The sequence below is a fragment of the Sphingomonas sp. BL-S-29 genome (assembly GCF_055521495.1).
Genome location: NZ_CM145482.1, coordinates 803,638 through 816,602, shown reverse-complemented (window position 1 = coordinate 816,602; position 12,965 = coordinate 803,638). Strand labels below are relative to the sequence as shown.

The window sequence follows — 12,965 nt, the reverse complement described above, 5'->3', positions numbered from 1 at the left end:
TGCGCCGGTCCCGGCGCGCTGCCAGAACGCCGCCCGTCCCAAGGCCTGCAAGGAACCAAGATGCGCGCCCTTCTCCTGCTGTCCGCCGCCTTCATCCTCACTGCCGCGGCGCCCGATTCGCCCGAAATCCCGCTACAGACGCTGAAGGACGTGACCAAGACGCTGTCGTCCGACGATTTCGAGGGTCGTGCGCCCGCCACACCGGCCGAGGACAAGACCACCGCCTATATCGTCGAGCGCTTCAAGGCCGCGGGCCTGAAGCCAGGCAACAAGGGCAGCTGGTTCCAGGACGTGCCGCTGGTCGAGATCACCGGCCAGAACGTCTCACCGCTCAGCTTCACCGGGGGCAAGACGCCGGTCAGCCTCGCCTATCGCACCGACATGGTCATCGCGACCTATCAGGTCGTGCCCAAAGCGGAGGTGAAGGGCAGCGAGGTCGTGTTCGTCGGCTACGGCATCAACGCGCCCGAGCGCGGCTGGAACGACTATGCCGGACTCGACGTGAAGGGGAAGACGGTCGTCATCCTGGTCAACGACCCCGACTGGCAGACCATGACGCTCGACGGCGATTTCGGCGGTCGCGCGATGACCTATTATGGCCGCTGGACCTACAAGTTCGAGGAAGCAGCCCGCCAGGGCGCCGCCGCCGCGATCATCGTCCACGATACCGAGCCTGCCGCTTATGGCTGGGGCGTCGTCCAGTCGAGCTGGACCGGCCCGCAGCTTCAGCAGGATACGCCCGGCGACCATATGGACCAGTCGAAAGCGATCGGCTGGATCCAGAAGCCGGCGGCCGAGGCACTGTTCGCCAGCGCCGGCAAGGATTTCGTCGCGCTCTCCGCCGCCGCGAAGGTCAAGGGCTTCAAGGCCGTGCCGCTCGGCGTGAAGGCGAATGTCAGCTTCGCCAACACGATCCGGCGCCAGGCCTCGAAGAACGTCATCGGCATATTGCCCGGCACCGCGCGGCCCGACGAGGTCGTGCTCTATTCGGCGCATTGGGATCATCTCGGCCGCTGCGACGCGGTCAAGGGCGACGACATCTGCAACGGGGCGGTCGACAATGCCTCGGGTGTCGCCGCCCTGGTCGCCATGGCCGAGGCCAACAGCAAGGCGGGTCCAGCGAAGCGCTCCCAGGTGTTCCTCGCCGTCACCGCTGAGGAATCGGGCCTGCTCGGCTCCAAATTCTATGCCGAAAACCCGGTCTATCCGCTCGGCAAGACGGTCGGCGGGGTCAATATGGACGCGCTGAAGATCTACCCTGAGGCGAAGGACTTCGTCATCACCGGCGCGGGCAAGTCGGAGCTGGAGGACATGGTCAGGCCGATGGTCGCGGCGCAGGGCCGGCGCATCGCGCCCGAACCCTCGCCCGAGCGCGGCTATTATTATCGGTCCGACCATTTCAGCTTCGCCAAGCTCGGCGTGCCGATGCTCGACGGCAGCGCGGGCGAGGATCTGGTCATCGGCGGACCCGCGGCGGGCAAGGCCGCAGCGGACGATTACAACACCAACCGCTATCACAAGCCGCAGGACGAATATGACCCCGCCTGGGACTGGGGCGCCGCGCTGCAGGACGTGAAGCTCTATTACACCATGGGCCGCACCCTTGCGGACGGCGCATCATGGCCTAACTGGTATCCGACCGCCGAATTCCGCGCGGTTCGGGACAAGAGTCGCGCGGAGGCAAAGTGAACACCCTTACCCCACCCGCCGAATGGGCGCCGCACAAGGCCGTCTGGATCGGTTTTCCGAGCCATCCCGATCTGTGGGAGGACGATCTCGAACCCGCGCGCGAGGAAGTCGCCGCCTTTGCGCGCGCCGTCCATGCCGAGGGCAAGGGCGAGCGCGTGCTGCTCGTCGCCGCCGATGAGGAAGCGGCCGATGCCGCCCGGGCGCTGGCCGGCGACGCGGCGCAGGTGGTGGTCGAGCCGTTCGGCGACATCTGGCTGCGCGACACCGCCGCGATCGTCACCGGCGACGGTCGTGCGCGCGATTTCCGTTTCAACGGCTGGGGCGGCAAATACGACCTGCCCGGCGACGACGATATCGGCCTGCGCCTCGCCGCGGAGCGCCGGATTCCGACCGACCGCTGCGACTGGATCCTCGAAGGCGGCGCGATCGACGGCGACGGCACCGGGCTGGTCGTCACCACCGCGCAATGCCTGCTCAACCCGAACCGCAACCCCGATCTGTCCCGAGCCGAGATCGAGGCACGGCTTGCCGCGGATCTCGGCTATTCCCGGGTGATCTGGCTCGGCGACGGGTTGCTGCACGACCATACCGACGGCCATGTCGACAATCTCGCGCGCTTCGTCGCGCCGGGCCGGCTCGCCCTTCCCGAGCCCGCCGAGGACGACCCCAACTGGCTGGTCTATCAGCATGCGGCGCGCGACGCGGCACGCCACGATGTCGAGATCGTGCGCCTGCCCTCGCCCGGCCGCGTGCTGCGCGACGAGGAGATCATTCCGGCCAGCTATATGAACTTCTATATCGGCAACGCCGCCGTGGTCGTCCCGCAATATGGCGCGGCGAACGATGCGCTGGCCGTGGCGGCGATCCAGGCGCTGTTCCCCGACCGGCATGTCGTCGGCCTGCGGGCGGACGCGATTCTCACCGGCGGGGGCAGCTTCCACTGCATCAGCCAGCAGATTCCGGCCTAAACTTGCCGCGCGAAACGCGCTAAAGCCGACCTCGGCTCGCTGGAATCATCCCTCCCCGTTCGGGCTGAGCTTGTCGAAGCCTTGCTCTTCTCTTCCCCAGAAGAAAGAGCAGCCCTTCGACAAGCTCAGGGCGAACGGAGAGGGTGGATCAACCTCATTCGAAAAATGCTCTAAAGGCCCCGCATGACCGACATCACCGTTGCCGCACTCCAGCTCGCCTTTTCGAGCGATATCGACGCGAATATCGCCCATGTCTCCGAGCTGGTCCGCGAGGCCGCGGCGAAGGGCGCGCAGGTCATCCTGCCGCCCGAGCTGTTCGAGGGCGAATATTTCTGCCGGGTCGAGGACGAGGGCCTGTTCGCCAATGCCAGGCCGGTCGGCGAGCACAAGGCAGTGCTCGCCATGCAAAGCCTCGCGGCCGAGCTGGGCGTGACCATCCCGACCAGCTTCTTCGAGGCGGACGGGCCGCACCATTACAACAGCCTGGCGATGGTCGGCCCCGATGGCGGGCTGATGGGCGTCTACCGCAAGAGCCACATCCCCGACGGCCCGGGCTATGAAGAGAAATTCTATTTCCGACCCGGCAATACCGGCTTCAAGGTCTGGCCCGGCCCGTCCGCGACGCTCGGCGTCGGGGTGTGCTGGGACCAATGGTATCCCGAGACCGCACGCGCGATGATGCTGATGGGCGCGGAAGTCCTGTTCTACCCGACCGCAATCGGCAGCGAGCCGCACGACGCCGATCTCGACACCAGCCGGCTATGGCGCCGCGCGATGGTCGGCCATGCCGTGTCGAACGTCGTGCCGGTGGTCGCCGCCAACCGCATCGGCACTGAACATGGCCAGCATTTCTACGGCCACAGCTTCATCACCGACGAGCGCGGCGACCTGATCGCGGAGTTCGGCGCGGAGGACACCGGCGTGCTGGTCGCGACGCTCGACCTCGACCGGATCAAGCGCCACCGCGCCGCCTTCGGCTTCTTCCGCGATCGCCGGCCAGAACTGTACGGGCGGCTGACGCAGGATATCTAGGGGCGGGCTTCCGTCGAAGTAGCCGTCACACCGAAACGCTTGGGTGATTATATTTTTCTTCTTCCCCGGCGGAGGCCGGGGCCCAGTGGGGAAACAGAAGGAAACGGCCGGAGCGACCCTTTCAAAGGTCCCCCAACTGGACCCCGGCCTTCGCCGGGGAAGCGTATATGTTGTCGCCGAGTGAGATCAGGGTCACGCCGCCCTAAGGCCGCGGCGCCTCGCCCTCGTCCTCGCGGATCACCACCGGCTGCGAACAGCCATCCACCGTCCGAAGCACGGTCAGCACCTGCTTCGCGGGCGGCTCGGCCGTCAGCTTGTGCGGGCGGACCGGCACTTTGCGCTGCTCGACCTTCTGGACAGCGCTGTTCTGGCAGACGGGCTTGACGCCGCCCGACTCCGGAGCCGGGTCAGGCGCCGGCGCGGCGGCCATCATGACCGGCAGGGCAAGGATCGCAACGATACGCATGGCGACTCTCCTCGATGATTATCCATCCTATCATGGAAAGGCGCGATTTCACCCGCAATCCACGCCGTTTCGGCTGAGTTCACATTGGAGCGCCCATGGCCGCGCCCATGCAGAAGACCACGCACATCCTGAACGCCGCGTCGAACCTGCTGGGCATCACCCTGCTCATCATCGCCGGCCTGCACATCACCAACCAGGCGCAGAAATCGCTGGCCGACGAAGTCGCCTGGCTCAGCGCGGTCTGCTTCAGCATGAGCTGCGGCCTGTCCTATCTGTCGATCCGCTCCCCGCTCGAGCTCGATCGCTGGGAGGGCTGGGCCGACCGCACCTTCCTGCTCGGCATCGTCACCCTGGTCGTCGCGGTGCTGGTGCTGGCGATCTAGATTTCCATCGAAACGAGTCCGCTTCTTTCCGTTCGTGTCGAGCGAAGTCGAGACACCGGTCGACGAGGGAGCAGGTTTCTCGACTTCGCTCGAAACGAACGGCGAAAATGGAGGGTCGACTCAGGCCGGCTTCAGCTCCAGCGCCCGGGCGAACACGGCGTCGAACATCTCGTCGGTCAGCCGGCCGGTATTCTGATTGTAGCGCGAGCAATGATAGCTATCGATCAGCAGTCGCCCGTCGGGCACGCGGTGCTCGGCGAGATGCGCGAAGCGGCATTTCGGCAGCTTGCCCCCCAGGATCTTCACGGCCGACTGATGCGCGACCTGCCCCAGCGCCACGAAGACGCGCGCCTTGGGCAAGGCCGCGACCTGGCCTTCCAGGAAATGCCGGCAGGTGCGGATTTCCTCGGGCACTGGCTTGTTCTGCGGCGGCAGGCATTTGACCGCGTTCAGGATCATCGCGCCGTTCAGCTTCAGCGAATCCTCGGGCGTGCCCTCATAATCGCCGCTGGCGAGCCCATATCTGGCGAGCGCCCCGAACAGCAGCGCCCCCGATCCGTCCCCGGTAAAGGGCCGCCCGGTACGGTTCGCACCCTGCTTGCCCGGCGCGAGCCCGACGATCACCAGCCACGCCCCGGGATCGCCCCAGGCCGGTACAGGCGCATTCCACCAGTCGGGCTGCTCGGCCCGGACCGTCTCGCGATACGCCGCGAGGCGCGGGCAGAGCGGGCAATCGTGCGAGGGCTCGGTATCGGGGATCGGGCTTGGGGCGGACATCGCATCGCGCTACGCACGTCCGCGTGCCGATAACAAGATATGCCATCGCGATCGGATCGAACCGCCCGGGCCGCCACGGCCCGCCCGAGGCGGAACTGCGCGCCGCGATCGCCGCGCTCGGGTCGGTCACCGCGGTGTCGCGCTTCTTCGCCACGCCCCCGCTCGGCCCCTCGTCGCGCCGCTTCGCCAATGCCGCGCTGATCCTCGATTCGGCCGAATCGCCGCCAGAACTACTTGCCCGGCTGAAAACCATCGAACGCGCTTTCGGCCGCCGCCCGGGCCGGCGCTGGGGCGCCCGGGTGATCGATCTCGACATCATCCTGTGGTCGGGCGGCGTCTGGTCCGATGCCGCGCTGACGGTGCCGCACCGCGCCTTTCGCCAGCGTCGCTTCGTGCTCGATCCGCTCGCCGCTTTGGTCCCCGCCTGGCGCGATCCGGCAACCGGGCTGACGGTGCGCCAGCTCGCGGCGCGTTCACGCGCGGTTGACCGCCGCCCGCGCCGCTCGTAACGCGCGTCCCTGGTCGGGGCCCGTAGCTCAGTTGGTAGAGCAACGGACTTTTAATCTGTAGGTCTCGGGTTCGAATCCCGACGGGCCCACCACCGGGACGCGCAACGAGCTAGCGCGCGATGAACGGCCCGGCGCGCGCCTTCAGGCTGGCGATCAGGCCGGCCAGCGGCTCGGCCGGGTCCTCCTGGATCCAATAGGCCCGCACCGGGAACAGCGCGCCGACCGCATCGACCGGCCGCACCACCAGCCCGTCGCCCAGCAATTCCTCATGGCTGCCGCTGATCAGTGCGATACCCTCGCCCTGGGCGACGCGGGCGAGGATCCGGGGCGGACCGAGATCGATGATCGTCGTGTTCAGCGCTGGCCCGATCGGCAGGATTCGCTGGGCCAGGAACCGGTGCATGTCGCCGCCGAACTGCTGCTGCGAGGTCAGGAAGATCTCGTCGCGCAGATCGGCCGGCCTGACCGTCGCTGAAGCGGCCAGCCGGTGGCCGGGCGGCATCGCCACCAGCACCCGGTCGTGCCACAGGCCGATCGAATGCGTGTAGGGCTCTGGCTTGCCCGGCAGCACCGCGAGCGACAGGTTGCCGTTCCGGAGCGCCGGCAGCAGCGCGCCGCGCTGCATCTCGTGCACGCCGATGTCGACGTCCGGCCGGCTGCGCGAAAAAACCAGCAGCTCGTCGGCCAGCCGGTCGCGGCAGATCGACGCAAAACACCCCACGGCGAGATTTCGAAGGGATTCTCCGCCCTTTGGTGCATTGATGCCGGAGCCGGCGGATACACTTTCCATGGCATTAATCCTGCGCGATCCAGCAGCTTAACGGCTGCGGCTTGCGACGAATGCGACGAAGCTGCGACGAATCCGACATCGCCCGCGACCGGGCTGCAGGCCCGCTCTTCTGCAAAACACCGGAATGGCGCTATCATGTCGGACAAGAGGGGCAGAGCAGCATGCAGGACAGACCCGGCACCGACGCCATTCGCGACCGCTATCCGGCCGACACGCTGTCGCAGCTGCGCGCCGTCGCCGAGCTGCGCGAAAGCGAAGAGCAGTTCCGCATGCTCGCGGAGAATCTGCCCGGCCTGTGCTGGGTCGGCGACGAGAATGGCGTGCTGCGCTGGGCCAACAGCCAGTGGCACGAGATGTTCGGCGGGACCGGCGCTGAGCAGGGCGACCCGAGCGGGATCTGTCATCCCGACGATCTGCCGCTCGCGCTGAAGACCTGGAAACAGTCCTGGGACGCGGGCGAGACCTCGACCGTGGTGCTGCGCATGCTCTGTCCGGACGGGTCCTATCGTCCTTTCCTCAGCAAGGCCGTCCCGATTCGCGACTCGAGCGGCACCGTCGTGCGCTGGTGCGGGGTGCAGATCGATTTCAGCGACAAGCAGGCGCACGACCGGCGCCAGGCGGTGCTGCGCACCTTTCACGACCAGTCGCGCGACCTGAGCAACGCCGACGCGATCCTGACCGGCCTGTCGCGCATCCTGGCCGAGCATCTCGGCATCCCGCACATGCTCTATGGCGAGACCGAGGGTGGCGACGCGGACACGCTCGACGTGTTCCACGCGATGGGCGGCGTGCCCCAGCGCGGCGCCGCCGACCGGTTCGGGCTGAACAAGGCCTTTGCCAGCCTTGCCGAGCGTTATGACTGGAACGAGAGCCGGGTGGTCGAGGACAATCACCTGCTCGGCCGCTCGGCGGAGGATCCGGTGCAGCGCGCCGCCGACCTGATGGGCGTACGGTCCAGCATCAACGTGCCGATCGTGAAGGAAGGCCGGCCCGTCGCCATGCTGGCGGTGCTCGACACCGCGGTCCGCATCTGGACTCGCGACGAGATCGAATTGTGCGAGGAGCTGGCCGAGCGGGTCTGGGCAACCCTGTCCCGCGCGCGCGCCGAGACGGCGCTGCAGGAGCGTGAGCGCAACCAGGCCTTTCTGCTCGCCTGGAGCGACAGGGTGCGCGGCCAGGCCTCGCCCGACGCGATCATGCAGACCACCCTGGAGGCGCTCGGCCGTCATCTCGGCGTCACCCGCGCGACCTTTTCCGAAAGCGACGACAGCGGCCGCGTCTTCCATATCCAGGGCGAATGGCGCGCCGACGTGATCAGCATCGCCGGCGGCAGTTTTTCGCTCGACGATGTGGGCGACATGGTGGAGCAGGAATGGATCGCGGGCGCGATCGTGCGCTATGACGATATCGTCACTGATCCGCGCATCGAGCAAGGGCGCGTGCCCGCCTATCTCGCCACCGAAATCCAGGCTTTCGTCAGCGTTCCGCTGGTCGAGAACGGCAAGGTCCGCTCCGCCCTCTCGGTACAGAACAACGCCCCGCGCCACTGGCGCGACAGTGAGATCCAGCTGCTGCGCGACGTCGCCGAGCGCGTCTGGGTGATGCTCGAGCGCGCCCGCGCCGAGGCCGAGCTGCTCGAACGCGAGCGCCACCAGGCCTTTCTGATCGACTGGAGCGACAGGATTCGCGGCGAGGCCTCGCCCGACGCGATCATCGCGACCACGCTCGAATGGCTGGGCGGGCACCTCGGCACCACGCGCACCACCTATGCCGAATGCGACCCGACGGGAAAGATGTTCACCGTGACGGGGGAGTGGCGGGACGCCGTCTCCAGCATCCGCGGCAACAGCTTCCTGCTGCAGAGCGTCGGCGCCGCGGTCGACCGCGAATGGACCGCCGGCGAAATCATCCGCTACGAGGATGTCGCGAACGACCCGCGGCTCGAACCGGCCGCGGTCGCGCGCTATCTCGGCGCCGATATCCGGGCCTTTGTCAGCGCGCCGCTGGTGCAGGGCGGCCGCATGCGATCCGCCCTGTCGGTGCAGCACAAGGAAGCACGGCGCTGGCATGACGGCGAGATCCAGCTGATCTGCGACATCGCGGAGCGCACCTGGGTGGCGCTCGAACGCGCCCATGCCCAGGCCGCGCTGCAGGAACGCGAGCGCAACCAGGCGTTCCTGCTGTCCTGGAACGACCGGATCCGCCAGCATACCAGCGCGCGCGACATCCTGGCGGAGACGCTCGCGGCGCTGGGCGAGCATCTCGGCGCGATGCGCACCAATTTCGCCGAGGCCGAAGACGACGGCGCCTCGCTGTGCGTGCTCCAGGAATGGACCACCGGCCTGCCCAGCATCGTCAACCAGCGCTACCCTTCCGCCGCGCTCGGCACGAAGCTGGCCGCGGCGCATATGAGCGGCCTGCCGGTGCGGGTGAACGACGTCGCGACCGACCCGCGGTTCGACGAGCAGAACCGGCCGCTGTTCGACTCGCTGCAGATCGCGGCGGTGCTGACCCTGCCGATGATGCGGGCGGGCGTGATCGTGGCGGTGCTCTCGGTGCAGCAGGACAGACCCCGGATCTGGACCGACAGCGAAGTCGACCTGGTCCGCGATCTCGCCGACCGCACGCTCGCCGTGCTGGAACGCGCCCATTCGGAAGAACGGCTCGCCGAAAGCGAGGCGCAGCTCTCCGCCTTCCTCGAAAACGCGCCGGTCGCAATGCACCTGAAAAATGGCGAGGGACGCTATATCCGGGTCAATCCGGAATTCGCCAAGGCGCTCGGCCGCAGCCCGGAGGAGCTGCACGGCGCGCATACCGACGAGATCTTCCCGGCGGATATCACCGCCGAGTTGAACCGGCTGGAGCAACTTGCCCAGGACGGCCAGGTCGCCAGCGCCGAGATCGCGCTCACCGGAATGGGCGACATCGCCCATGTCCTGTCGATGGTCTTCCCGATCACCGGCGCCGGGGTCGCGCGCACCGGCGGCTTCACCCTCGACCTGACCGAGCGCAAGCGCGCCGAGGCGGACCTGGCCCGCTCGCGCGAAGCGCTCTACCAGACCGAGAAACTGTCGGCGCTCGGCTCGCTGCTCGCCGGGGTCAGTCACGAACTCAACAACCCGCTGTCGATCGTCGTCGCCCAGGCGGTGATGATGGAGCGCCAGTCGCGCGGCGGCGAACTCGCCGAGCGCGCGCAGAAGATTCGCCGCGCCGCCGATCGCTGCGCCCGCATCGTCCAGACCTTCCTCGCCATGGCGCGCCAGAAACGGCCCGAGCGCGAGCCGGTCGATCTCAACGCGGTGGCCAATGCCGCCTATGACCTTGCCGAATATGGCCTGCGCAACGACGGCATCGCCGCTACCCGCGATCTTGCCCCCGCTTTGCCCAACATCTCGGCGGATTCGGACCAGCTCCACCAGATCATCATCAACCTGATCGTCAATGCGCAACAGGCTCTGGTCGAGGCCGGCGTGCCCGACCGCGCGCTGACCGTGCGCACCAGGATCGGCCACGAGCCGGGCACCGTCATCCTCGACGTCGCCGACAATGGCCCGGGTATTCCGGAAGAGGCGCGCCGCCGCATCTTCGAGCCCTTCTTCACCACCAAGCCGCAAGGCCAGGGCACCGGCGTCGGCCTGTCCTTCTCGCAAGGCCTGGCCGAGGCGCATGGCGGCCGGCTCGAGCTGGTGCCCGCCGCGCGCGGCGCCTGTTTCCGCCTGACCCTGCCGATCGACGCCGAGCGCGCCCAGCCGGCCGTCGCGGAGGAGCGGGCGCCCGCGGTCGAGGCCCCGGCACGCAAGGCCCTGGTCGTCGACGACGAGCTCGAAATCGCCGAATCGCTCGCCGACTTCCTGTCGATCGAAGGCTTTGCCTGCGACATCGCCGTCGGCGGCGGCGCAGCGCAGGAAAAGCTCGCCACGGGATATTATGATCTCGTGATCAGCGACCTGCGCATGCCCGGCATCGACGGGCCGCAGCTCCATGCCTGGATCGTGGCCGAGCGGCCCGACCTGCTCGACCGCGTCGCCTTCGCCACGGGCGATACATTGGGCGTCGCGGCCGCCCGATTCCTCGAGGAGGTCAAGCGTCCCGTCCTCGAAAAGCCCTTCATGCCCGATGCGGTGCACCGGTTCCTCAAGCAGATGGATCTCGCATGACCACCCCAGCCAATCCGCACATTGTTGTCGTCGACGACGAGGAAGACCTGCGCGAGCCGGTCGCCGCCTATCTGCGCGAGCAGGGCATGGACGTGGACGAGGCCGGCGGCGGCGCCGATCTCGATATCATCCTCGGGCGCGGCATGCCGACGCTCGTCGTGCTCGACGTGACCATGCCCGACGAGGATGGCTTCAGCATCGCGCGCCGGCTGCGCGCGCTGAACCCGACCATCGGCATCGTCATGCTCACCGCGCGCCGTGACGTGATCGACCGCGTGGTCGGGCTGGAGCTGGGCGCCGACGACTATATCATGAAGCCGTTCGAGCCGCGCGAGCTGCTGGCGCGCATCCGCTCGGTGCTGCGGCGGCTGGCCGCGGCTGCCCCGGCCGAAACGCCGGTCGCCGGCGTCGCCGACAATGACGACGACGCGGACGATTCCGCGCCCGCACCGCGCGGGGCCTATCAGGAGGAATTCTGGATCCCTACCTCGCGCGGCGAGATTCGCGTGCCGGTGGAGTCGATCGAGTGGATCGAGGCGGCCAAGGACTATGCGCTGCTCCATACGCCGGAACGCAGCCACATGATCCGCATCACCATGGGCGCGCTCGAACAGGGGCTGGATCCGGCGCACATGATCCGGGTCCACCGCTCTGCCTTTGTCCGGCCGGGCTCGGTGCTGCGGATCAGCGCGATCGGGCGGCACATGGTGCTCGAGCTGAAATCGGGAGCCGTCGTCCGCGTCGGCCCACGCCACTGGGGCGAAGTGCGGCACCGGTTGAAGGCGTAGCCGGATCGCCATCGGGCGGCCGGCTTCGACGGGCCGCGAGGAGATTCACGCGAAGGCGCGAAGGCGCGAAGGGGTTTTGGGGCGGGCAGCTCGCCCGATCGCCGGAGAAATGGGTCAACCCGCGGCCGTGGGAGCCGTACGGTTCACCTCTCGCGCAACTTCTTCGCGCCTTCGCGTCTTCGCGTGAATCCTCTTCTTGCCCGCTCTACGGCGCCATGCCGCACCGCAACAGGTTGGTCGCACCCCCGTCGCAACGTTGCGGACATTGAAAGGCGAATGCGTCAGACAGGCTGCCGTACCGTCTAACCAAGCCCCCCCGGCGATGACGGTACGCAGCGTTCGCCTTTGCCCCTCACTGGCGGCGCCGGCATCGGCCATCCGGACCATGGGTTCGGGTGGTCGATTTGCGTTGGGGCCCGGTTCCTTCCCTTTTTTCGCCGACGGCAGCCGCGCGCGCCGGCAACAAGGGGCAATAAGCCCGTTCCGGTCTCATTCGTCGGGCAATCCGCCATGCTCGACGACGATTAGTCGCACCGGTCGCGCGGCGGGTTCATTGCGCAACCGTTCCCGTTAGCGGCCCTCAGCGCGGCCAATCCAGGCCGCCGACGTCACCCGGCAAAGGACCGGGGAATATTCAAGGAAAGACTAGTAATGCGTACCACTCTCTTCGTTCTTGCTCTCGCCGCCGCGCTCGCGGCTACCCCTGCCTGTGCGCAGGATGAGGCGCACAGCTTCACCGGTCCCCGCGTCGAAGCGACCTTCGGCTATGATTCGACGCACGCCGATGTCGGCGTTCCGTCCGATCAGGACAGTGTCGATGGCCTGCGGATCGGCGGCGCGGTCGGCTATGATCTGCCGATCGGCTCCCGTTTCACGATCGGCGCCGAGGCCGGCATCGGCTGGCAGGTTTCGGGCAGCGCCGACGCGTCGATCGGCACCACCAATTTTCACCTGACCACCGGCCGCGACATCGACGTGTCGCTGCGCCTGGGCGCCAAGGTCGCGCCGAGCACCTTGCTTTATGTCAAGGCGGGCTATGCCAACAGTCAGTTCCGCCTGCGCACCACGCTTGGCGGCACCACCGGCAACACCGTCTCCACGGTGAGCACCAATGAAGATGGCTACCGCATCGGTGCCGGCGTCGAGCAGATGCTTGGCGACCATCTCTATGCCAAGGCCGAATATCGCTACAGCGACTATGGCGACCATGTTTCGCGTCACCAGGTCCTGCTCGGCGCGGGCTATCGTTTCTGAACGACCCCCGCCTTTCCACTCACCGCAAAAGGGCAGCGCCGGTCGTCCGGCGCTGTCCCGCGCGCAGGAGACATCCCGTGAAGCAGATCATGCCCCTCATCCTCGCCAGCTTTCCCCTCGTCATCATGATCGGGGTGTGGAGCGGCGCACTC

Annotated in this window: 11 protein-coding genes and 1 tRNA gene; 9 read left to right on the top strand and 3 right to left on the bottom strand. The window is 67.6% G+C overall.

The features are described from left to right. Positions 1–60 precede the first annotated feature (60 nt). The 3 genes from ACZ1I2_RS03940 (at position 61) to aguB (ending at position 3,689) form a co-directional block, all read left to right on the top strand. Positions 61–1,689: a M28 family peptidase gene (locus tag ACZ1I2_RS03940; RefSeq protein ID WP_465175066.1), complete on the top strand. Its 1,629-nt coding sequence runs from the start codon at positions 61–63 to the stop codon at positions 1,687–1,689. Further along, positions 1,686–2,657 carry an agmatine deiminase family protein gene (locus ACZ1I2_RS03935; RefSeq protein WP_465175067.1) on the top strand — a complete coding sequence of 324 codons (972 nt, stop codon included), beginning with the start codon at positions 1,686–1,688 and terminating at the stop codon, positions 2,655–2,657. The genes ACZ1I2_RS03940 and ACZ1I2_RS03935 overlap by 4 nt, the downstream gene beginning before the upstream one ends. A gap of 183 nt (positions 2,658–2,840) precedes the next feature. After that, positions 2,841–3,689, top strand: coding sequence for an N-carbamoylputrescine amidase (aguB, locus tag ACZ1I2_RS03930; protein WP_465175068.1), 849 nt, complete (start codon positions 2,841–2,843; stop codon positions 3,687–3,689). A 202-nt stretch (positions 3,690–3,891) separates the two neighbouring features. Here aguB and ACZ1I2_RS03925 read toward each other — a convergent pair whose 3' ends face one another. Continuing rightward, a complete protein-coding gene (locus ACZ1I2_RS03925) occupies positions 3,892–4,155 on the bottom strand; it encodes a hypothetical protein (protein ID WP_465175069.1) in 264 nt (87 codons plus the stop codon). A gap of 95 nt (positions 4,156–4,250) precedes the next feature. On the opposite strand from ACZ1I2_RS03925, the gene ACZ1I2_RS03920 reads away from it, so the two are divergent. Beyond that, the gene (locus ACZ1I2_RS03920) at positions 4,251–4,538 is read left to right on the top strand and encodes a hypothetical protein (protein ID WP_465181578.1); all 288 of its coding nucleotides are present in this window, start codon (positions 4,251–4,253) and stop codon (positions 4,536–4,538) included. 120 nt (positions 4,539–4,658) lie between these two features. Here the strand turns inward: ACZ1I2_RS03920 and ACZ1I2_RS03915 are convergent, their stop codons facing one another. Further along, the gene (locus ACZ1I2_RS03915; protein WP_465175070.1) at positions 4,659–5,315 is read right to left on the bottom strand and encodes a uracil-DNA glycosylase; all 657 of its coding nucleotides are present in this window, start codon (positions 5,313–5,315) and stop codon (positions 4,659–4,661) included. Positions 5,316–5,338: 23 nt separating this feature from the next. On the opposite strand from ACZ1I2_RS03915, the gene folK reads away from it, so the two are divergent. Continuing rightward, positions 5,339–5,824, top strand: a complete 486-nt coding sequence (folK, locus tag ACZ1I2_RS03910) for a 2-amino-4-hydroxy-6-hydroxymethyldihydropteridine diphosphokinase (RefSeq protein ID WP_465175071.1) — start codon at positions 5,339–5,341, stop codon at positions 5,822–5,824. A gap of 16 nt (positions 5,825–5,840) precedes the next feature. Beyond that, positions 5,841–5,916, top strand: a tRNA-Lys gene (locus tag ACZ1I2_RS03905). 17 nt (positions 5,917–5,933) lie between these two features. Here the strand turns inward: ACZ1I2_RS03905 and ACZ1I2_RS03900 are convergent. Continuing rightward, a complete protein-coding gene (locus tag ACZ1I2_RS03900; protein ID WP_465170945.1) occupies positions 5,934–6,614 on the bottom strand; it encodes a LysR family substrate-binding domain-containing protein in 681 nt (226 codons plus the stop codon). Positions 6,615–6,775: 161 nt separating this feature from the next. On the opposite strand from ACZ1I2_RS03900, the gene ACZ1I2_RS03895 reads away from it, so the two are divergent. The 3 genes from ACZ1I2_RS03895 to ACZ1I2_RS03885 all read left to right on the top strand — a co-directional run bounded on the left by ACZ1I2_RS03895 (position 6,776) and on the right by ACZ1I2_RS03885 (position 12,813). Beyond that, positions 6,776–10,771: a GAF domain-containing protein gene (locus tag ACZ1I2_RS03895; protein ID WP_465175072.1), complete on the top strand. Its 3,996-nt coding sequence runs from the start codon at positions 6,776–6,778 to the stop codon at positions 10,769–10,771. After that, positions 10,768–11,559, top strand: a complete 792-nt coding sequence (locus tag ACZ1I2_RS03890) for a response regulator (protein WP_465175073.1) — start codon at positions 10,768–10,770, stop codon at positions 11,557–11,559. The genes ACZ1I2_RS03895 and ACZ1I2_RS03890 overlap by 4 nt, the downstream gene beginning before the upstream one ends. Positions 11,560–12,210: 651 nt before the next feature. Next, positions 12,211–12,813: an outer membrane protein gene (locus tag ACZ1I2_RS03885; RefSeq protein WP_465175074.1), complete on the top strand. Its 603-nt coding sequence runs from the start codon at positions 12,211–12,213 to the stop codon at positions 12,811–12,813. The last annotated feature ends 152 nt before the right edge of the window (positions 12,814–12,965 follow it).

Coding starts and splice junctions, on each gene's coding strand:
- ACZ1I2_RS03940 (WP_465175066.1), top strand. CDS start 61: ATGCGCGCCCTTCTCCTGCTGTCCGCCGCCTTCATCCTCACTGCCGCG.
- aguB (WP_465175068.1), top strand. CDS start 2,841: ATGACCGACATCACCGTTGCCGCACTCCAGCTCGCCTTTTCGAGCGAT.
- ACZ1I2_RS03925 (WP_465175069.1), bottom strand. CDS start 4,155: ATGCGTATCGTTGCGATCCTTGCCCTGCCGGTCATGATGGCCGCCGCG.
- ACZ1I2_RS03920 (WP_465181578.1), top strand. CDS start 4,251: ATGGCCGCGCCCATGCAGAAGACCACGCACATCCTGAACGCCGCGTCG.
- ACZ1I2_RS03915 (WP_465175070.1), bottom strand. CDS start 5,315: ATGTCCGCCCCAAGCCCGATCCCCGATACCGAGCCCTCGCACGATTGC.
- ACZ1I2_RS03900 (WP_465170945.1), bottom strand. CDS start 6,614: ATGGAAAGTGTATCCGCCGGCTCCGGCATCAATGCACCAAAGGGCGGA.
- ACZ1I2_RS03895 (WP_465175072.1), top strand. CDS start 6,776: ATGCAGGACAGACCCGGCACCGACGCCATTCGCGACCGCTATCCGGCC.
- ACZ1I2_RS03890 (WP_465175073.1), top strand. CDS start 10,768: ATGACCACCCCAGCCAATCCGCACATTGTTGTCGTCGACGACGAGGAA.
- ACZ1I2_RS03885 (WP_465175074.1), top strand. CDS start 12,211: ATGCGTACCACTCTCTTCGTTCTTGCTCTCGCCGCCGCGCTCGCGGCT.